Origin of the sequence: Streptomyces aureocirculatus, from assembly GCF_000720475.1 — a bacterium.
GTDB lineage: Bacteria > Actinomycetota > Actinomycetes > Streptomycetales > Streptomycetaceae > Streptomyces > Streptomyces aureocirculatus.
Genome location: NZ_JOAP01000008.1, coordinates 156761 through 179591 on the forward strand (window position 1 = coordinate 156761; position 22831 = coordinate 179591).

General features: G+C 72.2%; 22 protein-coding genes. 9 read left to right on the top strand and 13 right to left on the bottom strand.

Features of this window, described 5'->3' with window-relative positions; all coding sequences use genetic code 11:
- Positions 1-2 precede the first annotated feature (2 nt).
- Positions 3-692 (bottom strand): response regulator transcription factor, encoded by a 690-nt coding sequence (locus IG78_RS0110125; RefSeq protein WP_030561365.1) that lies wholly within the window; start codon positions 690-692, stop codon positions 3-5.
- Between the two features lie 94 nt (positions 693-786).
- Between IG78_RS0110125 and IG78_RS0110130 the strand changes: the two genes are divergently transcribed.
- The 7 genes from IG78_RS0110130 (at position 787) to IG78_RS0110160 (ending at position 8309) form a co-directional block, all read left to right on the top strand.
- Positions 787-1542, top strand: coding sequence for a hypothetical protein (locus IG78_RS0110130; protein WP_318657859.1), 756 nt, complete (start codon positions 787-789; stop codon positions 1540-1542).
- Positions 1543-2616, top strand: coding sequence for an efflux RND transporter periplasmic adaptor subunit (locus IG78_RS0110135; RefSeq protein ID WP_030561369.1), 1074 nt, complete (start codon positions 1543-1545; stop codon positions 2614-2616).
- Positions 2613-3482: an ABC transporter ATP-binding protein gene (locus IG78_RS0110140; RefSeq protein WP_078965016.1), complete on the top strand. Its 870-nt coding sequence runs from the start codon at positions 2613-2615 to the stop codon at positions 3480-3482. Before IG78_RS0110135 ends, IG78_RS0110140 begins: the two co-directional genes overlap by 4 nt.
- Positions 3483-3484: 2 nt before the next feature.
- The gene (locus IG78_RS0110145; RefSeq protein ID WP_030561373.1) at positions 3485-4681 is read left to right on the top strand and encodes an ABC transporter permease; all 1197 of its coding nucleotides are present in this window, start codon (positions 3485-3487) and stop codon (positions 4679-4681) included.
- A 197-nt stretch (positions 4682-4878) separates the two neighbouring features.
- Complete coding sequence (locus IG78_RS0110150; protein WP_051852496.1) at positions 4879-5400, top strand: hypothetical protein; 522 nt, start codon at positions 4879-4881, stop codon at positions 5398-5400.
- A gap of 69 nt (positions 5401-5469) precedes the next feature.
- The gene (locus IG78_RS0110155) at positions 5470-7308 is read left to right on the top strand and encodes a S9 family peptidase (RefSeq protein WP_030561377.1); all 1839 of its coding nucleotides are present in this window, start codon (positions 5470-5472) and stop codon (positions 7306-7308) included.
- A gap of 125 nt (positions 7309-7433) precedes the next feature.
- A complete protein-coding gene (locus IG78_RS0110160) occupies positions 7434-8309 on the top strand; it encodes an SURF1 family protein (RefSeq protein WP_031128693.1) in 876 nt (291 codons plus the stop codon).
- 55 nt (positions 8310-8364) lie between these two features.
- On the opposite strand, the gene IG78_RS0110165 is transcribed toward IG78_RS0110160, so the two are convergent.
- The 7 genes from IG78_RS0110165 to IG78_RS0110195 all read right to left on the bottom strand — a co-directional run bounded on the left by IG78_RS0110165 (position 8365) and on the right by IG78_RS0110195 (position 15337).
- Positions 8365-9936 carry a hypothetical protein gene (locus IG78_RS0110165; protein WP_078965015.1) on the bottom strand — a complete coding sequence of 524 codons (1572 nt, stop codon included), beginning with the start codon at positions 9934-9936 and terminating at the stop codon, positions 8365-8367.
- A complete protein-coding gene (locus tag IG78_RS0110170) occupies positions 9933-10586 on the bottom strand; it encodes a SigE family RNA polymerase sigma factor (protein ID WP_078965014.1) in 654 nt (217 codons plus the stop codon). The genes IG78_RS0110165 and IG78_RS0110170 overlap by 4 nt, the downstream gene beginning before the upstream one ends.
- A gap of 451 nt (positions 10587-11037) precedes the next feature.
- The gene (locus IG78_RS0110175; RefSeq protein WP_030561385.1) at positions 11038-12096 is read right to left on the bottom strand and encodes an aspartate-semialdehyde dehydrogenase; all 1059 of its coding nucleotides are present in this window, start codon (positions 12094-12096) and stop codon (positions 11038-11040) included.
- Positions 12093-13364 (bottom strand): aspartate kinase, encoded by a 1272-nt coding sequence (locus tag IG78_RS0110180; protein WP_030561387.1) that lies wholly within the window; start codon positions 13362-13364, stop codon positions 12093-12095. The genes IG78_RS0110175 and IG78_RS0110180 overlap by 4 nt, the downstream gene beginning before the upstream one ends.
- A 221-nt stretch (positions 13365-13585) precedes the next feature.
- The gene (locus IG78_RS0110185; RefSeq protein ID WP_051852497.1) at positions 13586-14266 is read right to left on the bottom strand and encodes a DUF5063 domain-containing protein; all 681 of its coding nucleotides are present in this window, start codon (positions 14264-14266) and stop codon (positions 13586-13588) included.
- Complete coding sequence (gene recR, locus IG78_RS0110190; RefSeq protein WP_030561391.1) at positions 14259-14858, bottom strand: recombination mediator RecR; 600 nt, start codon at positions 14856-14858, stop codon at positions 14259-14261. The genes IG78_RS0110185 and recR overlap by 8 nt, the downstream gene beginning before the upstream one ends.
- 137 nt (positions 14859-14995) lie before the next feature.
- On the bottom strand, positions 14996-15337 hold the full coding sequence (locus IG78_RS0110195; protein WP_078965013.1) for a YbaB/EbfC family nucleoid-associated protein: 342 nt from the start codon (positions 15335-15337) through the stop codon (positions 14996-14998).
- Between the two features lie 330 nt (positions 15338-15667).
- On the opposite strand from IG78_RS0110195, the gene IG78_RS0110200 reads away from it, so the two are divergent.
- Positions 15668-16414 carry an SLATT domain-containing protein gene (locus IG78_RS0110200; protein WP_030561393.1) on the top strand — a complete coding sequence of 249 codons (747 nt, stop codon included), beginning with the start codon at positions 15668-15670 and terminating at the stop codon, positions 16412-16414.
- Positions 16415-16441: 27 nt separating this feature from the next.
- Here the strand turns inward: IG78_RS0110200 and IG78_RS0110205 are convergent, their stop codons facing one another.
- The 5 genes from IG78_RS0110205 to IG78_RS49105 all read right to left on the bottom strand — a co-directional run bounded on the left by IG78_RS0110205 (position 16442) and on the right by IG78_RS49105 (position 22468).
- Positions 16442-17092, bottom strand: a complete 651-nt coding sequence (locus tag IG78_RS0110205) for a hypothetical protein (protein WP_030561394.1) — start codon at positions 17090-17092, stop codon at positions 16442-16444.
- A 137-nt stretch (positions 17093-17229) separates the two neighbouring features.
- Positions 17230-19680: a dolichyl-phosphate beta-glucosyltransferase gene (locus IG78_RS0110210; protein WP_030561396.1), complete on the bottom strand. Its 2451-nt coding sequence runs from the start codon at positions 19678-19680 to the stop codon at positions 17230-17232.
- Entirely contained in the window at positions 19677-20435 is a 759-nt protein-coding gene (locus IG78_RS0110215) for a GntR family transcriptional regulator (RefSeq protein ID WP_030561399.1), read from the bottom strand. The genes IG78_RS0110210 and IG78_RS0110215 overlap by 4 nt, the downstream gene beginning before the upstream one ends.
- Before the next feature lie 157 nt (positions 20436-20592).
- The gene (locus tag IG78_RS0110220) at positions 20593-21951 is read right to left on the bottom strand and encodes an aspartate aminotransferase family protein (RefSeq protein WP_030561401.1); all 1359 of its coding nucleotides are present in this window, start codon (positions 21949-21951) and stop codon (positions 20593-20595) included.
- 265 nt (positions 21952-22216) lie between these two features.
- Positions 22217-22468, bottom strand: coding sequence for a hypothetical protein (locus IG78_RS49105; protein ID WP_051852498.1), 252 nt, complete (start codon positions 22466-22468; stop codon positions 22217-22219).
- 16 nt (positions 22469-22484) lie between these two features.
- On the opposite strand from IG78_RS49105, the gene IG78_RS50530 reads away from it, so the two are divergent.
- Positions 22485-22784, top strand: coding sequence for a hypothetical protein (locus IG78_RS50530; RefSeq protein ID WP_211267704.1), 300 nt, complete (start codon positions 22485-22487; stop codon positions 22782-22784).
- Positions 22785-22831 lie beyond the last annotated feature (47 nt).

The following is a 22831-nucleotide window of genomic DNA, read 5'->3' on the forward strand; positions in this document are numbered from 1 at the left end:
CCTCACACCGGCCCGAAGCGGTACCCGAAGCCCCGTACCGTCTGGATGTAGCGCGGACGCGCCGGTACGTCCTCGATCTTGGCGCGGAGCCTGCCGACCGCCGCGTCCACGAGCCGGGAGTCACCGAGGAAGCCGTGCTCCCACACGGACCGCAGGAGCTGCTCGCGGCTGAACACATGGGCCGGGGACGCGGACAGTTCGAGCAGCAGCCGCAGTTCGGTGGGCGGCAGGGCGATCGGGACGCCGCGTTTGCCGACGGTGAGTCCCGCCCGGTCGATGACCAGGCCCGCGTGGTCCTCGCCGCGGGCCGACCGCACCGGTTCGGCCCGCCGCAGCGCCGCCCGGATCCTGGCTTCGAGGACGGGCGCGGTCACCGGCTTGACCACGTAGTCGTCGGCGCCCGCCTCCAGGCCCCGCACGATGTCGCTGTCGTCACCGCGCGCGGTCAGCATGATCACCGGCAGGGTCGATCCGGCGGCGCGCAGCCTGCGGCAGACCTCGAAGCCGTCGATGCCGGGCAGCATCAGGTCCAGCACGGCGAGTTCGACACCCGCGCCCGCGGGTCCTTCGAGCAGCGCGAGGGCGTGTTCTCCGGTGGCGGCCGTGTCGACGTCGTAGCCGTGCCTGCGCAGCACCAGTTCCATGCCGTCGCGCACGGACACATCGTCCTCGATCAGCAGCACATGGGCCATGCCGCCGATTATGCGTGAGGGTTTGCCCTGTTCAGAGGCGTGCGGGGAGATAGCGGGGCCGTCTCGCGGATTGTTACGCGCTCATCATGCGGCCATGGAACGGTCACCATGTGAGGGGCCGACGGTGGACGGCATGAGCAACCTGCGCATGAGCGACCACACCACCTCTCGCGGGGCCGCCTTCCGTGGCACCGCTCGGCTCCGGCTCGCCGCGGCCGTCGCCGCTCCCCTCCTCGCGTTCTCCGTCGCGTGCGGCGGCGGGGACGACTCCGGTTCCGGCGGGTCGGGCGGGTCCGGCAACGGCGACGAGGTCGCGTCCGTACCCGAGGAGCCGACCGCGAAGGGCAAGGGCGGCAAGAGCGGCACGGGCGGGAACGGCGAAGGCCCGTCGGATTCCGCCGCCGAGGGCAAGAGCGCCTTCTACGACGCGCAACTGACGTACGTGCGCTGCATGCGCACCAAGGCGGGAGTGAAGGACTTCCCCGATCCGCGCCTGAGCGGCTATCTGGACTGGCCGAAGATCGACGAGGTCGTCGACCCGAACGGCGGCGGCGAGGAGTACAAGGGCGGCAAGGACGCCGTCTGTTTCCCGGAGATGGAAAAGGCGATGAACCTGGCGCCGAAGCGCGACGCGCAGAAGGACTACGAGTCCATGCTCGCGCACGCCAAGTGCATGCGGGAGAAGGGCGTCTCCCGGTTCACCAACCCCACGATGTCCGGCGGCAAAGTCCTCCCCGGCGGCGACCCCAGCCCCGGCGACCCGGCGCTCGACCCGTCGTCGCCCGCCTACAAGCAGGCCCGCGAGGCGTGCCGGAGCAAGCTGCTCGAAGGCCTGGACGGGATGCAGTAGATGAGGCGCCGTACTGGTTTCCTCGTCGGCGGCGCCGCGGCGGCCGTCGTGGCGCTCGGCGCCGGCGCCCTGGCCTACGGCGGTGGCGGCGGGGGCGCGCGGGACGGCCGCGGCGAGCTGCCACCCGCGACCGCCACCATCGCGCGGACCGACCTCGTGCAGTCCAGGACGGTCGACGGGAAGCTCGACTTCGCGCGGCGGCGCCCGGTGAGGTCAGCGGTGCCGGGCACGGTGACGGTCGCGGCACGGGAGGGCACCACGGTCACCCGCGGCCAGGCCCTCTACGAACTCGACGACAAGCCCGTCACGCTGCTCTACGGCCCTGTGCCCGCCTTCCGCGAAATGAAGGTCGGCTCCCGCGGCAGCGACGTCCTGGAACTGGAGCGCAATCTCGTCGCGCTCGGCCTCGGCAGCGGTCTGTACGTCGACCCGCGCTTCGACCGGGCCACGGAGGCCGCCGTCAAGCTGTGGCAGAAGTCCCTCAACCGGACGCCCACCGGCAGGGTCGGCAAGGGACACGTCGTCTTCCAGCCCGCGCGGGTCACCGTCGTGCGCGCGGACGCGGCGCTCGCCGACCAGGTGGGCCCGGACACGGCCGTCCTCACGGTCGCCTCGACGCAGCCCGTCGTCCGTGCCGAACTCGACCAGGACGACGCCTCGCTGACCGCGAAGGGCACCAGGGTCGAGGTGACTCTGCCCGGCGGCACGACCGAGCGGGGCCGGGTCACGGGAACGGTGCGTCCCGAGGACACGGAAGGCCCGGAGGCCTCGGCGCGGGACGGCATCACGGTCGAGGTGACCCTGTCCCGCGGGAGTGCCGCGGTGTCCGGCGAGAACGCCGAGGCCACGGCGAGCGTGCGGTTCGTCAGCGAGAGCCGCGAGGGCGTACTCGCGGTGCCGGTGGAGGCGGTCGTCGCACTGCGCGGCACGGACGGCGGTTACGGCTTGCAGATCGTCGAGGACGGCAGGTCCCGGATGGTACGGGTGCGGACGGGGATGACGGCCGACGGCCGCATCGAGGTGAGCGGTCCGCGGATCCGGGCGGGGATGAAGGTCGGGGTGGCGAAGGAATGACGTTCCCCGCCCCTGCCCCGGCGCCCGGGACCACCGCTGCCTCCCCGGCTCCCGGAACGACCGCGCCCGCCCCCGTCGTCGAGCTGCGGGACGTCACCAAGTCGTACGCCGGAGACGTGCACGCCCTGCGCGGTGTGAGCCTCACCGTGCGCGCCGGTGAACTCCTCGCGATCGTCGGGCCCTCGGGGTCGGGAAAGTCGACGGTGCTCAACGTCATCGGCACGCTCGACGCGCCCACGGCGGGCACGGTCCGCGTGGCCGGGTACGACGTGGGCCGGATGTCGGACGCGCACCTGTCCGCGCTGCGCGCACGCCACATCGGCTTCGTGTTCCAGCACTTCCATCTGGCGGCGGGCCGCGACGCCCTCGACAACGTCGCGGACGGCCTCCTGTACGCGGGCGTCCCCCGCAAGGAGCGCAGGGCCCGCGCCCGCGCCGCCCTGGAGCGGGTCCGCCTCGGTCACCGCCTGCGCCACCGGCCCGCCGAGCTCTCCGGCGGCGAGAAGCAGCGCGTCGCCATCGCCCGCGCGCTGGTCGGCGAGCCGGACCTGCTCCTTGCCGACGAGCCGACCGGCGCCCTGGACACGGCGTCCGGCGAGGTCGTCATGGAGTTGCTCCGCGAGCTGAACGCGGCGGGCACCACGGTCTGCGTGATCACCCACGACACCGAGATCGCGGGTTCGCTGCCGCGCCGGGTGCGCTTCCGGGACGGCGGGATCGCGTCGGACTCCCGTACACCGTCGGACTCCCGTACACCGTCGGAGACCCGTGCGCAGTCCGAGTTCCGTACGCCGTCCGAGTTCCGTACGCAGTCGGAGACCCGTACACAGTCGGAGTCCCGTACGCAGGAGGGGAGTTCACCGTGAGCATGAGGAGTTCGCGCCTCAAATCCGCCCGGCTCTCGCCCCTCGACCTCCTCGGGCTCGGCGCGGTCGGACTGCGCGCCCGTCGGGCCCGGGTCGTCCTGTCCGCGCTCGGGATTGCCATCGGGATCGCCACGATGGTGGCCGTGGTGGGCCTGTCCCAGTCCAGCAAGTCGGACCTGATGGCCCGGCTCGACCGTCTCGGCACCAACCTCCTGACGGTGGAGGCGGGTGAGGACCCGCTGGGCGGGGGTCTGAAGCTGCCGAAGTCGGCGGTGGCGATGGTCGAGCGCATCGGCCCCGTGCGGCACGCGACGGCGACGGGCAACGTGGACGCGAAGGTCCGGCGCAGCGACGTGGTGCCGGAGGAGCGGACGGCGGGCGTCACCACCCAGGCGGCCCGCACCGACCTGCTGTCGGCCCTTGGCGCCCGGGTGGCCGAGGGGGCCTGGCTCGACAGGGGCAACGAGCGACTGCCGGTCACGGTCCTCGGCTCGGTCGCCGCGCGGCGGCTCGGCGTCACCGAGCCGGGCGAGAAGATCATGATGGACGACGAGTACGTCGTCGTGGTCGGCATCCTCGCGCCCGTGGAGCTGGTGCCCACCCTGGACCGGGTGGCGATGATCGGCTTCCCCGCGGCCCGGAAGTACTTCCGCTTCGACGGCCACCCCTCGATGGTCTTCGAGCGGTCCCCGGACGCCGCGGTCGAGGACGTGCGCGCCGTGCTCGCCCGTACGGTCAGCCCCGGCGCCGAGGGCTCCGTGAAGGTCTCCCGGCCGTCGGACGCGCTCGCGGCGAAGGCGGCGACCGACAAGGGCCTGACCACCCTGATGCTCGGGCTCGGCGCGGTGGCGCTCCTTGTCGGCGGTGTCGGCGTGGCCAACACCATGGTCATCTCCGTCCTGGAGCGCCGCCAGGAGATCGGCCTGCGCCGCGCGCTCGGGGCCACCAGGAACGCCGTCCGGCTGCAGTTCCTCACGGAGTCGCTGCTGTTGTCGGCACTCGGCGGCGCGGCGGGGGCCGCACTCGGCGCGGCCGCGACGTTCGGCTTCGCCCTCGCCCAGGGCTGGACCGCCGTGGTCCCGCCGTGGTCCGTGGCGGCCGGTTTCGCGGCGACGCTGCTCATCGGCGTCCTCGCGGGCCTCTACCCGGCGGTGCGGGCCTCGCGGCTGCACCCCACGGTGGCCCTGAACGCCACGTGACCGGGTTCGAGCGGCGGGGGACCGTACTGCGTACCCGCGGATGACGAAGGTGAAGGCGGAGCCTGGCATGATCGTCTTACGCGCGTAGTTCCGCGAGCGGTCCCATGGTGTCACCATGCGGAGTCCAGGTGCACCCGGCACGGCCCGGACGCGGTGTGCGGGGCGGTGCGACACGGGGCGCGGAGGGGGAGGCGTGGATGGCTGAGGTGTTCTTGCGACGGCTGACCCGGTGGCAGGCGGAGCAGCAGCGGGAGGCGATGGCGCACCTGTACGTGACGTGCCACGAGCCGGACGGCGGGAGCCGCGAGGCGTTCCTCGACCGGTTCGAACGGCACGTGCAGGAGTCGGACTTCGACATGGTGACCGCCAACTCCGGTGCTGTGCTCGTCGGTTGCCTGTACGGCTACAGACCCGAGCGGGGCGGCGCGCTCGCGGACGCCTTCCGTGACCTGCTGCCCGCCGACCTGGTCGTCCCCGCCGGGTCGGGGCGGTTGTTCGTCCTCACGGAGCTGATGGTGCTTCCGGAGTACCGCTGCCGGGGCGTCGCCACCCGTCTGCGGGACCTCCTGTTGTCCCGGCACACGGCCGACGTCGTCGCCGCCGCGGTGCCGCCCGGCACGAAGTCCGCGCACGAGGTGCTGCGGGCGTGGTCCTACACGAAGCTGGGCGAGTTCCCGGCGCCGCCGGGTGAGGCGTGGCTGCGCCCGCGCTCCGACTGAGGGGGCAGGTTATCCACAGGCCTGGAACCCCGTCGGCGGCTCGGCTCCGGTTCCAGGCACTATGGGGCCATGAGTGAGACGGGTAAGCAGCCACACGCGGGGCCGGAGCGGGCCGACGGATCGATGCCCGACTGGGAGAAGCGCTTCCGCGCCCCGCGTGTCTCCCTGCCGGACTGGGCGGAGGACGCCCCGGACCGTTCCCTGTTCGTGTCGAACGCCACGGGGACGTACGAGTTGTACGCGTGGGACCGCGCGACGGGCGAGCAGCGCCAGGTCACGGACCGGCCGAACGGCACGACGGACGGCGTCCTGTCGCCGGACGGCCGCTGGATCTGGTGGTTCAGCGACACCGACGGCGACGAGTTCGGTGTCTGGCTGCGCCAGCCCTTCGACGGCAGTGGCACGGACGGGCCCGCGGTCCCGGGGCTCGACCCTTCGTACCCCGCGGGCCTCGCCATCGGCCGCGACGGGCGCACGGTGGTGGTGGGCCGGTCCACCGACGAGGACGGCTCGACGATCCACGTCGTGCGCGCCGACGCGGCCCCCGGCGAGGCGCCCGCCGAGATCTACCGCCACCGCGAGTCCGCCGGCGTCGGCGACCTGTCGCACGACGGCACGCTGATCGCCGTCGAGCACACCGAGCACGGCGACGCGATGCACGCGTCGTTGCGCGTCCTGCGCACCGACGGCTCGACGGTCGCCGACCTCGACGACAGCAGGGGCGGCACCGTCGACCTGGGCCTGGAGGTGCTGGGCTTCGCCCCGGTGGACGGCGACACCCGACTCCTGGTGGGCCACCAGCGCCGCGGCCGCTGGGAGCCGATGGTGTGGGACGTGGCCACGGGCGAGGAGACCGACCTGGCGCTCGACCTGCCGGGCGACGTCTCCGCCGAGTGGTATCCGGACGGCTCCGCGCTGCTCGTCGCGCACGGCTTCGAGGCCCGCGGCGACCTGTGGCGTTACGACTTCGCCACCCGCGAGCTGACCCCCGTACCGACCCCGCGCGGCTCGGTCTCCGGCGCCACCGCCCGCCCCGACGGCACCGTGGAGTACATGTGGTCGTCGGCCGCCGAGCCGCCGGTCCTGCGCTCCACCTCCGGCAAGGTCGTCCTGGACCCGCCCGGCATGAAGGCGCCCCGCTCGGTGCCGGTCGAGGACGTGTGGGTGGAAGGACCCGGCGGCCGCATCCACGCCCTCGTGCAGAACCCCGCGGGGGCGGCCGGGCCGCTGCCCACCGTCTTCGAGGTGCACGGCGGCCCGACCTGGCACGACAGCGACGCCTTCGCGGCCGGTCCCGCCGCCTGGGTGGACCACGGGTACGCGGTGGTCCGGGTCAACTACCGCGGCTCCACCGGGTACGGCCGGGAGTGGACGGACGCCCTCAAGCACCGTGTCGGCCTCATCGAGCTGGAGGACATCGCCGCCGTGCGCGAGTGGGCCGTGTCCTGCGGCCTCGCCGACCCGGACCGCCTGATCCTCGCCGGCGGCTCCTGGGGCGGCTACCTCACGCTCCTCGGCCTCGGCACCCAGCCGGACGCCTGGGCCCTCGGCCTGTCCGCCGTGCCCGTCGCGGACTACGTGACGGCGTACCACGACGAGATGGAGGCCCTGAAGGCCCTCGACCGCACCTTGTTCGGGGGTACGCCCGAAGAGGTCCCCGAGCGCTTCGAGGCCTCGTCCCCGTTGACGTACGTGGACGCCGTGAAGGCCCCCGTCTACATCTCCGCCGGGGTGAACGATCCGCGCTGCCCGATCCGCCAGGTCGAGAACTACGTCGACCGGCTCGCGGCCCGGGACGCCGTGCACGAGGTGTACCGGTACGACGCGGGGCACGGGTCACTGGTCGTGGACGAGCGGATCAAGCAGGTGGGCCTGGAGCTGGACTTCGCCAGGCGGCACCTGGGGTAGACCTTAGGAGGGGCTGGAAACAGCCCCTCCGGCGTTCGAGGAGCGGGGTCTGGGGCGGAGCCCCGGTTTCGGGAAGGGGCGGGGTGGGGGGAGAGCCCGCCGCAGGCGCCCCGTACCGTGGAGGGGTGTACCGGTTCCTGCTGACCCCCCGCTGGTGGGGGATCAACCTCTTCGTCGCGCTGTCGATCCCCGTATGCCTGTTCATGGGCTCCTGGCAGCTCAGCCGCTTCGAGGACCGCGTACAGGACCACGAGGACGCCAAGCAGCACGCCACCACGGACACGGGCACGGCCCGCCCCCTGACCTCACTCCTTCCGGTGGACAAGAGGACGTCGGGCGAGACGGCGGCGGCCACCGGCCGGTGGGGCAGGCAACTCCTCGTACCGGACCGGGAGTTGGACGACAAGCGCGGGTTCTACGTGCTGACGCTCCTGGACACGGGCGACGGCAGGTCACTGCCGGTGGTCCGGGGCTGGCTGCCGGGCACCGCAGACGCGAAGAAGGCCCCGGCGGCCCCGCGGGGCCAGGTCGAGGTGACCGGCGCTTTGCAGGCGTCGGAGAGCCTCAGCTCCGACGGTGTGTCCAAGGCGGGCGGCCTGCCGCCGGGACAGGTCGGCATGATCAGCGCGGCGTCCCTGGTGAACCTGGTCCCGGACGACGTGTACGACGCGTGGATCACGCTCGACGAGGGCGACAGGAGCGGGGCGGGCCTGAAGCCCGTACCGGCGTCGGCGCCCGAGGACAGCGGCCTGGACATGAAGGCGTTCCAGAACCTGGGTTACACCGGTGAGTGGTTCGTCTTCGCCGGGTTCGTGCTCTTCATGTGGTTCCGGCTTTTCCGGCGGGAGCGGGAGTTCGCACGGGACGCGGCGCTCGGCCTGCTGCCGGACCCGGACGCCGATCCGGCCCCGGACACCGTCGAGGACCCTGACACCGCCGAGGACCCTGACACCGCCAAGGACCCCGATCCGACGGCGAAGGCTGCGCCCACCCAGGGCTGACGCACCCAGGGCACCCAGGGCTTCCGGTGCTGACGCACCCGCGGCCCGCGCGGGGCTACTGCGCCGCGAGCACCCCGGTCTTGTACACCGTCCCGGAACACGCGTTGCCGACCGTCGTGCTCACCGAGGGCGATCCCGGGTCCGCCGTGAGGGACACCGCGACGCTGCCGTCGACGGTGCCGTCGTCCGCGCGGACCAACTGGGGTGTCGCGCCGCCCGGGTCGCCGCTCTCGGAGCCGCCGGTGCCGCCGCCCGCGCCGCCGCCGTCACTGGGCGACGGGTTCGGCGAGGGGTCGCCGCCCTCGGACGGGCAGGTGGCCGAAGGCACCCAGGCGAACCGCACCTCGTAGGCCGCGCCGGCCTTGAGGACGAGCGAGCTCGACTCCTGTGCCGGGTCGGGCAGGCCGACCGCGGCGTCGCCCGCCGTGTGGTCGACGACGTTGACGTTGCCCGGCTCGGTGGCGCCCTGGGCCGCGGCGACGACGGTGCCCGCGCTGTTCACGGTGCAACTGTCGCCGGAGACGTTGGAGATGCGGAACGTGCCGTACACCTTGCCGTCGGCCTCGGCGGGCCCGGTGGTGCCGATGGCGCTGAGCTGGGCGGCGTCGCAGGCCGGTGAGGAGGCGGCGGCGGTGTCCTCGGAGCCCGGTTCGTGGCCGCCGGTGGCGCCGCCGGGCTTTTCACCCTTGTCCTTGCCGCCCTTCTCCTTGTCCTTCTTGCCCTTTTCGTCCTTCTTTTCCTTCTTGTCCTTGGGCTTGTCGCCCTTGGACTCCTTCTCGTGCTTGTCGCGGTCGGTGGTGCCGCCGGAGTCCTGCCGGCTCGGCTGGTTGCTGCCCGCGCCCACGATGGAGGGGCGGGCGTCGGAGTCGCCGCCGGAGTTGGTGACGTGCACCAGGGCGGGGACGGCCGTGCCGACGAGGAGCGCGGCCGCGGCCACGCCGACGAGGGCCTGGCGCTTGCGGGCGCGGCGAGCGGGGACCGCGTGCCGCAGCCTTTCCAGGGCGGCGTCGCCCGGCTCGATCCCGCCGACGGTGTCCTTGAGCAGGCGCCGCAGCGCCAGTTCGTCGTTGTCGAGGCCGTCGGGTTCGTCGCCGTCATCGGCGGCGCCGTCGCCGAACGGACCGCCTCCGAAGCGGCCTCCGCCGGAGCCGCCCCCACGGGACCCGCCGCCCGAGCCGCCCGAGCCGGAGCTGCCGGACCCGCCGGACCCCTTGGCCCCCTCGCCCGCCGGACCCTCCGCGGCGTCCTTCAGGCCCCCTTCAGAGCCCTTCAGACCCCCTTCGGGACCCTTCAGGCCGCTACCGCCCCGGGAGACGCTGCCCGCGTCGGAGCCACGCGCGTCGGAGCTACTCGCGCCCGAACCGTCCGCGTCCGAACCGTCCGCGTCCGAGCCCTCCGCGCGGGAGGCGCCCGCCTTCACAGCCAGGTCCAGGACCACACCGGCCCCGCCGGAGCCGCCGGACCGGCCGGGCCCACCGCTCCCGCTCCCGATCAAGCCCAGGACGCCCGTTCCGCGATCGCAGTCGCGGGCGGTACGTCGCTCTTCGTACACGTTCACGTTCACGTTCTGTCGTTCGCGCGTGGTGCCGCGCGCAGCGCCGTTCCTCGTGCGCCCCTTGTACGTCATGCCGGGGCCTCCATGGCTACCCGCAGGGCGGCGATGCCCCGCGAGCCGTACGCCTTGACCGAGCCGAGGGATATGCCGAGGGTCTCGGCGACCTGGGCCTCGGTCATGTCGGCGAAGTACCGCAGCACGAGGACCTCGCGCTGGCGGCGCTGCAGGCCGCGCATGGCCTTGATGAGCTCGTCGCGCTCAAGGATGTCGTACGCGCCCTCCTCGGCGCTCGCCATGTCCGGCATCGGCTTGGTGAGCAGCTTCAGGCCGAGGATGCGGCGGCGCAGCGCGGACCGGGAGAGGTTCACGACGGTCTGGCGCAGATAGGCGAGGGTCTTTTCGGGATCGCGCACCCGCTTGCGCGCGGAGTGCACGCGGATGAAGGCCTCCTGCACGACGTCCTCGCAGGACGCGGTGTCGTCGAGGAGCAGGGCGGCGAGGCCGAGCAGTGACCTGTAGTGCGCGCGGTAGGTCTCGGTGAGATGGTCGACGGTGGTGCCCGCGGTCACGCTCAACTCATCGCCCTCGCGCTGAGTCGGGATGCGGGCAGGCCGCGCCGCCGGCATGGGGGCGATCACCGGCATGCCGCCGGGAACGCGCCGCCGGGGCGGTCGCAGTGCCGCCGCGCCGCTCGCCGCTGTGAAGTCCAGTACCTCTGCCACGCCTGTTGGACACGCTTCCCCCCATCAGGGTTGTACGCGCCGGGTGTGGCGTATTGCATCGCGTGCCCGGTGCGAGGCGTGCACGCCGTGGTCGCGGCGTGCGTCGCGGCTGTGGGAATCGCTCGCGACGATGCATCAAATGCCCCCATGCGTACCAGCTCTTCCCCTATGCCCCATCTTCTTCGCGCAGCACTTCAGGCAGCCGCCCACTGGAGGGCGACGGCGAAGACGCGCGCTGTGCCGCCGCGGTTGCAGCGCACAGGAGCCGAATCTTCGAACGCGGAGACGTCCCAGTTCAAGCGGTCTGGACCATCAGGTTGGACACAGAACTTACACACTTCCCAGCGGGCCTTCCGCTCCGGGCACCGGAAGCACGGCGTCCGCTGACGGAAACCGTGGGTCCGCTCAGCGGTTCCGGACGCGGCCGCTCAGCGGTTCCGCACGCGTCCGCTCAGCGGTTCCCGAGCTCCCCCGCCACCAGCTCCGCGATCTGTGTGGTGTTGAGGGCGGCGCCCTTGCGCAAGTTGTCCCCGCACACGAAGAGTTCGAGGGCCGTCGGGTCGTCGAGGGCGCGGCGCAGCCGTCCGACCCAGGTGGGATCGGTGCCGGTGGCGTCGGCGGGCGTGGGGAACTCACCGGCGGCGGGGTCGTCGAAGAGCACGACGCCCGGCGCGGTCGCGAGGATCTCGCGGGCGTGGGCGACGGTCACCTCGTCCTCGAAGCGCGCGTGCACGGTCAGGGAGTGGGTGGTGACGACGGGCACCCGTACGCAGGTGACGGCGACCCGCAGATCGGGCAGGCCGAGGATCTTGCGGGACTCGTCGCGGACCTTCATCTCCTCCGAGGACCAGCCGTCCTCGCGGAGCGCGCCGACCCAGGGCACCACGTTCAGCGCGACGGGCTCGGGGAAGGGCCCGGTGTCGTCGCCCACGGCCCGGCGCACATCGCCGGGGCCGGTGCCTAGCTCGGAGCCCGCGACCAGGCGCAGTTGGCGCCGCAGGGTGTCGATGCCGTCGCGTCCGGCCCCGCTGACCGCCTGGTACGAGGAGACGATCAGTTCGCGCAGGCCGAACTCGGCGTGCAGGGCGCCGAGGGCCACGATCATCGACAGGGTCGTGCAGTTGGGGTTGGCGACGATGCCCCGCGGCCGCACCCGGGCGGCGTGCGGATTGACCTCGGGCACGACGAGCGGCACGTCCGGGTCCATCCGGAAGGCCGCGGAGTTGTCCACGACGACGACGCCGCGGGACGCGGCGATGGGCGCCCACTGCTCGGCGACGGCGACCGGGACGTCGAACATGGCGACGTCGACGCCGTCGAAGACGTCCTCGGTCAGCGCGAGGACCTCGACCTCGGCGCCGCGCACGGCCAGCTTGCGGCCGGCCGAACGCGGCGAGGCGACGAGTCGGATCTCGCCCCAGATGTCGGCGTGCTGCGACAGGATCTGGAGCATCACCGTGCCGACGGCCCCGGTCGCTCCGACGACCGCGAGCGTCGGCTTGCGGTTCATCGCCCGGTGCCTCCATAGACCACGGCCTCGTCCGAGTCGGAGTCGAGCCCGAAGGCGGTGTGCACGGCCCGGACGGACTCGTTCACGTCGTCGGCGCGGGTGACGACGGAGATGCGGATCTCCGAGGTCGAGATCAGCTCGATGTTCACGCCCGCGTCGCTGAGCGCCTCGAAGAACGTCGCCGTGACACCGGGGTTGGTCTTCATGCCCGCGCCGACGAGGGAGATCTTCGCGATCTGGTCGTCGTAGCGCAGGGAGTCGAAGCCGACGCCGGCCTTGGTCTTCTCCAGGGCCTCGATGGCCTTGGGACCCTCGGTCTTCGGCAGCGTGAAGGAGATGTCGGTGAGCCCCGTGGAGGCGGCGGAGACGTTCTGTACGACCATGTCGATGTTGACCTGGGCGTCGGCGATGGCGCGGAAGATCGACGCGGCCTCGCCCGGCTTGTCCGGGACGCCCACGACCGTGATCTTGGCCTCGGACGTATCGTGTGCGACACCGGAGATGATGGCCTGCTCCACCTTGCGGTCCCCTTGCGGTTCGTTGCTGACCCACGTGCCCTGCAGTCCGCTGAAGGACGAGCGCACATGGATCGGGATGTTGTAACGGCGGGCGTACTCCACACAGCGGTGGAGCAGCACCTTGGACCCGGAGCTGGCCAGCTCCAGCATGTCCTCGAACGAAATCCAGTCGATCTTCCGCGCCTTCTTCACGACGCGCGGGTCGGCGGTGAACACACCGTCGACGTCCGTGTAGATCTCGCAGACCTCCGCGTCGAGCGCGGCGGCGAGGGCCACGGCCGTGGTGTCGGAACCGCCACGGCCCAGCGTGGTGATGTTCTTGCCCTCCTGGCTGACGCCCTGGAACCCGGCGACGATGGCGATGTTGCCCTCGTCGATCGAGGTCCGGATGCGGCCGGGCGTGACATCGATGATGCGCGCTTTGTTGTGCACCGAGTCGGTGATGACACCGGCCTGGCTGCCGGTGAACGACTGGGCCGCGTGGCCCAGGTTCTTGATCGCCATGGCGAGGAGGGCCATGGAGATCCGCTCTCCGGCGGTCAGCAGCATGTCGAATTCGCGCCCGGCAGGGATCGGCGATACCTGCCCGGCGAGATCGATCAACTCATCCGTCGTGTCACCCATCGCCGACACCACGACGACCACTTGGTGGCCGTTCTTCTTGGCGTCGACGATCCGCTTGGCGACCCGCTTGATGCCCTCGGCATCGGCTACGGAGGAGCCTCCGTACTTCTGCACGACAAGGCCCACGTGCGCTCCTCGCTCGTTTGCGTCTCTTACCGCACTGCTGCGGTCGGCTCAGTCTAACGAGCGGCCGGGATCCACCCGGCGGGTATCACATCATGAGATGTCCCGCTCACTTGGTGATCGCCGGGCGGTCCGTACTCCGGCCGCTCCGCGAGGGCACATGCCCGCCGTGGAGCGGCCCACTCCGGAAAGTGGGGCGGGTCACAGCGCCCGGCCGGTGCGGTCTACTTCGCCTCGCCAAGGCCCAGCGGGCCCGCCAGCTCCTCCGCCATCACCTGGCCCGCGACCTCCGCGAGGGCGTCGTCGGAGAGGTCCTCGTCGGTGTCGAGGCCGTCCAGGTCCTCCAGGGGCTGGTTCAGGCGGACGTGGGCCACCAGGGACTGCAGCGCGCGCAGGGACGCGGACGCGGTGGCGCCCCAGTTGGAGAAGTAGGAGAACTGCCACCACCACAGGGCTTCGGAGGTGCGGCCCGCGCGGTAGTGGGCGAGGCCGTGCCGCAGGTCGGTGACGACGTCGGTGAGGTCGTCGGAGATGCGGGAGGCGACCGGCGCCTTGCGGGGTTCGTAGGGGTCGAAGACCTCGTTGTAGACGTCGACCGGGTCGAGGAGGGCGGCGAGGCGCTCGCGGAGCTCGTCCACGTCGCCCTCCGGGCCGAGGTCCGGCTCGTACCGCTCGTCCGGGACGATGTCCTCGTGCGCGCCGAGACGGCCGCCGGCGAGGAGCAACTGGGAGACCTCCAGGAGAAGGAAGGGGACGGCCGAGTCCGGCTCGTCTCCGCGCGCGACTTCCGTGACCGCCACGATGAAGCTCTCGATCTGGTCGGAGATCTGGACCGCGAAGTCGTCCGGGTCCGGCGCGGCGGAGTGCAGGAGCGTGCTCTGGTGTGCTTCGGCTGACTTAGACATCTAGGAGTCGTCTCCCCTCGAAAGCGCGGCCCAGGGTGACCTCGTCCGCGTATTCCAGATCTCCCCCGACAGGGAGCCCGCTGGCCAGGCGGGTGACTTTCAGGCCCATGGGCTTGATCATGCGTGCGAGGTACGTCGCCGTGGCCTCGCCCTCCAGGTTCGGGTCGGTGGCCAGGATCAGCTCCGTGACCGTGCCGTCGGCGAGCCTGGCGAGGAGTTCCCTTATGCGCAGATCGTCGGGTCCCACGCCTTCGATCGGGCTGATGGCCCCGCCAAGGACGTGGTACCGGCCGCGGAACTCACGGGTCCGCTCGATCGCCACCACGTCCTTGGGCTCCTCCACCACGCAGATGACAGCGGGGTCGCGGCGCGGGTCGCGGCAGATGTTGCACAGCTCTTCCTGCGCGACGTTCCCGCAGGTCGCGCAGAAGCGGACCTTGTCCTTGACCTCAAGGAGGGCATGGGCGAGACGGCGTACGTCGGTGGGCTCGGTCTGGAGGATGTGGAAGGCGATCCGCTGCGCGCTCTTGGGACCGACGCCGGGCAGCCTGCCCAGTTCGTCGATGAGGTCCTGGACCACGCCTTCGTACACGGAGTGCCTTCCTGTTTCCGGTCGCCGTACCCGACTTCCGGATCTTCATTCTTCGGGGCTCAGGGAGCTTTTGTACGTACCGTAGTTGGCCGTCGGCCGACTTAGAAGGGAACCGCAGTGGCCAGGGCCGCGGCGCCCTAGAACGGCAGGCCGGGGATGCCGCCGCCGCCAAGGCCCTGGGCGAGCGGGCCGAGCTTCTGCTGCTGCAGCGCCTGGGCGTTCTCGTTCGCCGCCTGCACGGCCGCGACCACCAGGTCCGCGAGGGTCTCGGTGTCCTCGGGGTCGACCGCCTTCGGGTCGATCACGAGGCCGCGCAGCTCGCCGGAGCCGGTGACCGTCGCCTTGACGAGGCCGCCGCCGGCCTGTCCGTCGATCTCCGTGCGCGCGAGCTCCTCCTGCGCGGCGGCGAGGTCCTGCTGCATCTTCTGGGCCTGCTGCAGCAACTGCTGCATATTGGGCTGGCCACCACCGGGGATCACGATCAGCTCCTGGTCGTCAGAGGGGTCGATAGGTCGGTTCGGATGGTCCGTATGGCGGGGTTTTCCCGTCTGTCACGAGCCTACGTGGTCAGGGGTGCACGCGCCCCAGCACTCCGGCCGCCACTCGTTCGGGTGAGATCTGCCGCGCGCCTATACCTGATCAAGCGCCCCTTCCAGGCGGAAAAGGCGCGAAAACTGCCGCATAGCCACCCATTGGGCGGTAGGACTGGTGCCGCGCAAGGGCACGATCCACTACGTTGCGTCACTTATGCATGCAGAAGCTGCGTGCGGAAGCCGAGGGAGTGCCGGGTGAGCCACCACCAGCCGGAGATGCAGCCTGAGGGGGTGCCTCAGGAAGGGAGCGGCGCCGGTGACCGCACGCCGCCCGGGTCGCCGCCCGGGGACCTGGCGGGGCGGGCGTTCCCCCTGGGCGACTGGGGCGAGCCCGCGGACCGGCTCGACGAGCTGTACCGCTGGGTGGAGCGCGGGGCCCTCGACACCGCCGCCTGGTACCTGCGCGACCGGGCCCGCAAGCGGCTTGGCGCCCGGCTGCTGCGGGGCGGGACCGCGCTCGGGGCCGTGGGGGCGGGGGTGCTTCCGCTGCTCGACCTCGCGGGCGGGGTCGCGGGCGCGGCTCCCTGGGGGTACGTGTCGCTGCTCGCCGGGGTGGCGTGCGCGGGGTGCGACCGGTTCTTCGGGCTCACCTCCGGGTGGATGCGGGACATGGCCACCGCGCAGGCCGTGCAGCGGCGGCTCCAGGTGTTGCAGTTCGACTGGGCGTCGGAGAGTGTGCGGGAGGTGCTCGGGCCCACGGACGGGACTGCCAGTGAGGCGGCCGAGCGGTGCCTCGGGGTGTTGCGGCGGTTCTCCGAGGACGTGACGGAGCTCGTCCGGGCCGAGACGGCCGACTGGATGGTGGAGTTCCGGGCGGGGCCCGCGCCCCTGGTGATGCAGGGTGCCGTGCCCGGTGGGGGTTCCGGGCACCCCCGGGAGGGGGGACCGGGCCCGGGGCGGTTTCCGTTGCCGCCGGGGGCCCGGCCGAACATGCCTCGGCAGCGGCCGCCTGAGCCTCGGTAGGCCTTGCGGGTGCGGGAGCGGCTGGGGCTAGCTATAGATGATCATGGAACCCTGGGCGAGGCTTCGTGTTGTGGCCGCGTGGAGGCCCAGCCAGACGTGGCGTTCGCGGGCGAAGGGGCTCGGGTCGTGGGGGGCCGGGGTCGCCGGTTCCTCCAGGGTGGTGGGGGCCTGGGGCGGGGCCGGGGGCAGCGGGGGGTTCGCCGGGTCTATGCCGATGGACGGGGCGACGTACTCCAGCTCCCGCAGGAGGGCCTGGGACGAGCCGAGCGGCCCGCCGCCGGCGAGGAGCTCGTCGTTGGAGAGCGGCGCGGGGAAGTCCACGGGCACGTACGCGCCCGCGTGGTCGTAGTGCCACACGAGGTGCGACTGCTGCGCGGTCGCGTCGAACATCTCCAGGAGCTGTTCGTAGTCGCCGCCGAGCGCGTCGACGGGCGTGACCTCAAGGCCGCAGATCTTCAGGAGATAGGCGCGGCGCAGGAAGTGCAGCGCGTCGTAGTCGAACCCCGCGACCGGGGCCACGTCGCCGGAGAGACCCGGCATGTAGGCGTACACGGGCACCGAGGGAAGTCCGGCCTCGCCGAGCGCCTTGTCGTACACGGCGAGTTCCTCGGCGAAGGGATTGTCGGCGCTGTGACACAGCACGTCGACGAGCGGGACCAGCCACAGGTCGCAGGCCAAGAAATGCTCCTAGGGTCGGCTCGGTGAAGGGCTTCGTACATGGCTTCGTACAAGGCTTCGTACAAGGCTTCGTACGCAGCTATCTGGCGTAGCTACCGTGCGTGTTGTTGCGGAAGCGTAGTGGCACCGGAACCCGCTCAGCCTCCCCCGTGCACGTCCCAGATCCACACCCCGTCTACCCACTTTGCGCGCTGTCCAAGGAGGTCGTCGACCGTCGTGCGCAACGCCGTGTCGGCGGGCTGCGGCGCGAGCACCAGGACGCCCGCGTTCCAGTACCGCAGGTCATCGCGGGCGGCACGGCGCCAGGCGTCGCTGAGCCGCACCGGGCGGCCGGAACTGCGGATGTCGCGCAGCAGGTCGGAGGTGTTGCGCGGCGACGCGCCGTAGATGCCGACGCGGTCCGGGCCCCAGGGCCCGTTGAAGTAGCCGCCGGGGAGCCGGAAGCCCAGGCCGGTGACGGCCTGCCAGTGCAGGGCCTCCGCGTTCGCGGGGTCGGGCAGCGGCACCGGTACGAGGGTCTCGCCCGCGGCCGTGTCGACGTACTCCTTCCAGGTGCCGTCCGCGATGAACGCGGGCACGTCGGCGCGGTCCACCGCCTTCAGGGGCAGCGGGACCAGGGGCAGCAGGGCGAGGGCGACGGCGGCGAGGCCCGCGTACCGCACGGGCGCGCCCCGCACCGGGCGGCCCTCGGTGCCCCGCGCCACGAGCCGCCCCACCGCCAGGGCGACGAGCATCCCGAGGGCGGGCGCGCACACCATCGCCACCCGTGACTCGATGACCGACTCGAACAGCGGCTTGTCGGAGAGCAGCGCCCAAGGACCCGAGAGGACCACGTCGGTCAGCGGAATGCGGAACTTCGGCCCGAGGGACAGAAAGGCCGCGGCGAGGGCGGTGAACGCGAGGGCCTTCACCACCGCCCGCCGCCACAGCCACCCGACGATCAGGAACGCCAGGACGACGAGCGGCCAGCCGTAGAAGGCGTTCTGCTCGGTGGGGTTCATGGACAGCGAGGCCGCGGTGTCCGCGTCGCCCGCCAGGGAGCGCTCGGAGAAGGAGAGCAGGGCGAGCGGGCTGTTGCCCGCATTGTCGCCGTGCAGCACGCTCTTGTAGCTCTGCGGCCCGAAGAACTGCCACCAGAGGGGAAAGGCGATCAGCGGCAGACAGACCGCGAGCGCGATACCGATCCCGCGTGCGAGGGGCCGCCACGCGGCGCGTGCGACATCGCGGCGCACCACCGCGTACGCCACCGTGAACAGCAGCATGCCCATCGCGGCGAGCAGCAGCGGCTCCTCGCCGAGGAAGATCTGGTAGGTCGCGAAGAGCCCGAGGACGACGCCGTCCCGCACGACGCGCCGCCCCTCGCAGAGCCGCAGCGCCCTGTCGATGATCAGCGGAATCATGAAGAGGACGATGAAGTTCGGGTGGGCGTGCGCGTGGCTGATCATCGGCGGCGCGAACGCGGCGAGGGCCGCGCCGAGGGTGGCGGCGCCCCGGTGCGTCACGAGTCTGCGGGCGATCAGCCAGTACCAGGCGAAGGCGGTCGCGGCGAGGCCGAGGGTCATCGCCACGTTCAGGCTGACGGCGGGGCCGAGGGCCCAGGTGAGGGGTGCGAGGGGGACGGACAGGCCGAGCATGACCGTGTTGGCCATGAGGTTCACGCCGTCGGGGGCGTTCTGCAGGTCCGTGAAGAGCGGGTTCTTCAGGTGGCCGATGTTGTGGGCGGTGACGTCGAAGAACCACTCCCACTGGTTCTGGTCCTGGAGGGAGTGCGGGAGGTAGCGGTGGTCCGGGGAGATCCAGCGGGCCGAGTACAGAACGGCGGCGAAGACCACGAAGAGGGCCAGGGCCAGGAGGTCGGCGCGGCGCAGGGCGCGGACGCGCAGGGCGGAGACCTCGGCGAGGACCCGGACGTAGTCGGTGGGCCTGACCTTGGAGCCCTCCTGGTGCGACCAGCGCACCGGCACCTCCGCGACGGGCCAGCCCTGTCGCCGGAAGTGGTGCAGGATCTCGACGTCGATGCCCCAGCCGCTGAGCCGGGACGCGGCGAACGCCGCTCGGGCACGGTCGCCGTCGAAGAGCTTGAAGCCGCACTGGGTGTCGCGGATTCCGGGGACGGCGACCGTGCGTATCAGGAAGTTGCCGCCGCGGCCGAGGAGCTCGCGCAGGCGGTGCTGGTGGACGTCTATGGTCGCGCCGGGCCGCGCGCGGGAGCCTACGGCCGCCGCGTTTCCGTCGGCGAGCGCCTTCTCCAGGGCGGGCAGCTCCTCGATGGGCGCGGCCAGGTCGGCGTCGGTGACCAGGACCCGGCGGCCGTAGGAGGCGAGGACGCCCCGGCGCAGGGCGTGCCCCTTGCCGCGGTTGCGGCCGCCGCGGATGAGCTGGACGCGCGGGTCGCGGGCGGCCGCCTCGGCGGCGATGTCGGCGGTGCGGTCGGTGGAGCCGTCGTCGACGACGATCAGCTCCCACCGCGGGGACTCCGCGGTGGGGCCGCCGGGGTGGTCGAGGTAGGCGCGGATCGCGTCCAGGGTGGGGGCGAGGCGGCCTTCCTCGTTGTACGCGGGGATGACGACGGACAGATCGACGCTCATGCGGAGGGTCCTGCGGGCCCTGCCGATCCCGCGGGCCCCGGGGGTCCCGCGGGCCTCACGGACCCTGCGGCGAGGGAGGCGACGAGGTCGAGCGAGTGGGCGTTGTACTCGTCGACGATGGTGTGCGCGTGCGCGGCGTCGCGCCGGGTCAGGGCGTCCACCAGGTCCGTGTGCCGCGACCAGAGACGGCCGCGCAGGTCACCGCCGCGTTCGCTCTCGCGGCGCAGGTGGGGGACCGCGCAGACCCAGGACTGCACGCGCAGGCGGTGCAGGAAGTCCGAGAGGTAGGCGTTGCCGAACAGGGCGCTCAGCTCGCGCCAGAAGCGCAGGTCGTAGCCGATCAGGACGGTGAGGTCACCGGCCGCGGCGGCGCGGGCCGCCTCCTCGCCGCGGCGGCGTACGGAGACGAAGGCGGCGGCGGGCACCGCGTGGTGGGCGGAGGTGGTGGTCACGTCCCGGAAGATGGCGTCCGCGATGAGGCCGCGGGCCTGGAGCATGCCGCGGTAGTCGTCGAGGGTGTGCTCGTGCACGCGGAAGCCGCGGTGCTGTACGGAGTCCAGGAGGCCCTGCGCGGACAGGTTCACCAGGGCCTCGCGGACCGGGGTGGCCGAGACGCCGTACTGGTCGGCTATCTCCTTCACCGTGAACTCCTGGCCCGGCACGAGGCGGCCCGCGAGGATCTCGTCGCGCAGGGCGTCGGCGATCTGCTGGCGCAGGGTGCTGCGGATGACGGCCGGGCCGTCGGGTCCGGGCATGGTGGTGGGCCTCCCCCAGGTCGCTTACGAGCACGTCAGACTACGCGGTCGGGGTTGCGGGCCCGAGTGACCGGGGTCACGGAACAGAGGCACCCGGGGGGCGAGTGCGGTCACGTGAAAGCGAGGGTCACCGCACCCGCCCCCCGGGTGCCTCTGTTCAGGCGATGTGCGCGTCGGCGGCGTCCAGGGCCGAGTCGAGGGCCGCAAGGCCAGCCTTCGCCTCGGGCTCCGAGATGTTGCACGGCGGCACCACATGCGTACGGTTCATGTTCACGAACGGCCACACCCCGTTCGCCTTCGCGGCAGCGGCAAACGCGGCCATCGGAGCGTTGGCATCGCCGCTCGCGTTGTAGGGGACGAGGGGCTCCCGGGTCTCCCGGTCCCGTACCAGCTCCAGGGCCCAGAACATGCCGAGCCCCCGCACCTCCCCCACGCTCGGGTGCCGCTCCGCGAGGTCCCGCAGCCCGGGCCCGATGACGTCCGCGCCGACGCGGGCGGCGTGCTCGACGACCCCTTCCTCCGCCATGACGTTGATCGTGGCGACGGCGGCAGCGCAGGCCAGCGGGTGCCCGGAGTAGGTGAGCCCGCCCGGGTAGGGCCGCTTGGCGAAGGTCTCCGCGATGGCGCCGGAGATCGCGACGCCGCCGAGCGGCACGTACCCGGAGTTCACGCCCTTGGCGAAGGTCAGCAGATCGGGCACGACCCCGTCGAAGTGGTCCACGGCGAACCAGGCACCGGTACGCCCGAAGCCCGCCATGACCTCGTCGAGGACGAAGACGATCCCGTACCGGTCGCACAGCTCGCGCACACCGGCGAGATAGCCGGGCGGCGGCGTCATGATCCCGGCGGTGCCGGGCACGGTCTCCAGGATGATCGCGGCGATCGTCGAGGGCCCCTCGAAGGCGATGGTGTCCTCCAGATGTTGGAGGGCCCGCTCGCACTCCTGGGCCTCGTTCTCGGAGTGGAACGGCGAGCGGTACAGGAACGGCGCCCAGAAGCGCACGACACCGGCCGAGCCGTTGTCGGAGGGCCAGCGGCGCGGGTCACCGGTGAGGTTGATCGCGGCGGCGGTGCCACCGTGGTACGAGCGGTAGGCGGAGAGCACCTTCGGGCGGCCCGTGTGCAACCGGGCCATGCGCGTCGCGTTCTCCACGGCCTCGGCGCCGCCGTTGGTGAAGAAGATCTTGTCCAGGTCGCCGGGGGTGCGCTCGGCGATCAGCCGGGCGGCCTCGCTCCTGGCCTCCACGGCGAAGGCGGGCGCGAACGTGGTCATCGTCGCGGCCTGCTCCTGGATCGCGGCGACGACCTTGGGGTGCTGGTAGCCGATGTTGGTGTAGACGAGTCCGCTGGTGAGGTCGAGGTACCGGTTGCCCTCGTAGTCCCAGAAGTACGAGCCTTCCGCGCCGGCGACGGCGAGCGGGGCGATGAGTTCCTGGGCGGACCAGGAGTGGAACACGTGGGCGCGGTCCGCCGCGGATACGACTGCGCCGAGCTGCGGGTCTGGCTGAGGGGTCATGCGGCCGAGGGTAGATGTCCACGCCCGCGCCGAGCCATGGGCGTCCTGTCTGCCCCCTCCCCGGGAACACGACATTCTGTCGCCCGGGGGGCGCCTGCTCGCTCCGCTCCCCCGGCACTCCGGCACCGTACGCCGGGGCTGTGCCCACCCCCTGTGGGCAACTGGTCCGCCAGGGGCGAGGGAGGGCACCTCCCTGCTCGAGCGGAGCCGAGAGCTTGGGGGAGGGTGGGCACAGCCCATGTTCCGGTGCGTGTGATGTGGGGGGTCAGTCGTCCGGGGCTTCCGGTTCGTCCCGGTCGTCCGGGGCGTCCGGGGCGTCCGGGACCACCTGGGCCCGAGGCCCCTCGGGGGTGCACCGGATCTCGTACGCGAGATCGTCCCGTACGTCGTCATCGTTGGCCTCCGCCTCCAGGCGGGCCACCGCACCGGGCCCCCGGCTCACATCGTCATCGACGTGGTACCCGTCGGCGGGACTCCAGGAGACGAGGTACACGGTGGAGTCCGCACGGCACTCCACAGTCGCGGTCCCCCCGGTGAACCGGACGGTGGCCCGCTCGGCCCGAGCACCCGTCGACGGCGTCGCAGCCGGGGCTGAGCCCGGGCCAGGGCCCGAAGCCGAAGCAGACGGCACCGGCCCCCCCGAAGTCTCCGTGAGCGCCCGCCGCACGGCCCCCTCGTCCAACGGCCTGCTGTGGGCGGTCCCGCCAGAATCCGCGCTGGCCAACTGCCAGGCACCCAACGCCCCCGCGGCCGTACCGACCGCCACCCAGGCCGCCGTCCCCGCCGCACTCCACCACTTTCCCACCCCGCCACCCTCTCCCACCGTTCCCTAACGTCCGGTTAAAGGCCCGGTTAAGGTCGCCCCACGGAGCCCGCTCCG

Bases quoted from the DNA above. Each gene is read 5' to 3' on its own strand.
- IG78_RS0110125 (WP_030561365.1), bottom strand. From the start codon at position 692: ATGGCCCATGTGCTGCTGATCGAGGACGATGTGTCCGTGCGCGACGGC.
- IG78_RS0110130 (WP_318657859.1), top strand. From the start codon at position 787: ATGGAACGGTCACCATGTGAGGGGCCGACGGTGGACGGCATGAGCAAC.
- IG78_RS0110135 (WP_030561369.1), top strand. From the start codon at position 1,543: ATGAGGCGCCGTACTGGTTTCCTCGTCGGCGGCGCCGCGGCGGCCGTC.
- IG78_RS0110140 (WP_078965016.1), top strand. From the start codon at position 2,613: ATGACGTTCCCCGCCCCTGCCCCGGCGCCCGGGACCACCGCTGCCTCC.
- IG78_RS0110145 (WP_030561373.1), top strand. From the start codon at position 3,485: ATGAGGAGTTCGCGCCTCAAATCCGCCCGGCTCTCGCCCCTCGACCTC.
- IG78_RS0110150 (WP_051852496.1), top strand. From the start codon at position 4,879: ATGGCTGAGGTGTTCTTGCGACGGCTGACCCGGTGGCAGGCGGAGCAG.
- IG78_RS0110155 (WP_030561377.1), top strand. From the start codon at position 5,470: ATGAGTGAGACGGGTAAGCAGCCACACGCGGGGCCGGAGCGGGCCGAC.
- IG78_RS0110165 (WP_078965015.1), bottom strand. From the start codon at position 9,936: ATGACGTACAAGGGGCGCACGAGGAACGGCGCTGCGCGCGGCACCACG.
- IG78_RS0110175 (WP_030561385.1), bottom strand. From the start codon at position 12,096: ATGAACCGCAAGCCGACGCTCGCGGTCGTCGGAGCGACCGGGGCCGTC.
- IG78_RS0110185 (WP_051852497.1), bottom strand. From the start codon at position 14,266: ATGTCTAAGTCAGCCGAAGCACACCAGAGCACGCTCCTGCACTCCGCC.
- IG78_RS0110200 (WP_030561393.1), top strand. From the start codon at position 15,668: ATGCAGCCTGAGGGGGTGCCTCAGGAAGGGAGCGGCGCCGGTGACCGC.
- IG78_RS0110210 (WP_030561396.1), bottom strand. From the start codon at position 19,680: ATGAGCGTCGATCTGTCCGTCGTCATCCCCGCGTACAACGAGGAAGGC.
- IG78_RS0110215 (WP_030561399.1), bottom strand. From the start codon at position 20,435: ATGCCCGGACCCGACGGCCCGGCCGTCATCCGCAGCACCCTGCGCCAG.
- IG78_RS0110220 (WP_030561401.1), bottom strand. From the start codon at position 21,951: ATGACCCCTCAGCCAGACCCGCAGCTCGGCGCAGTCGTATCCGCGGCG.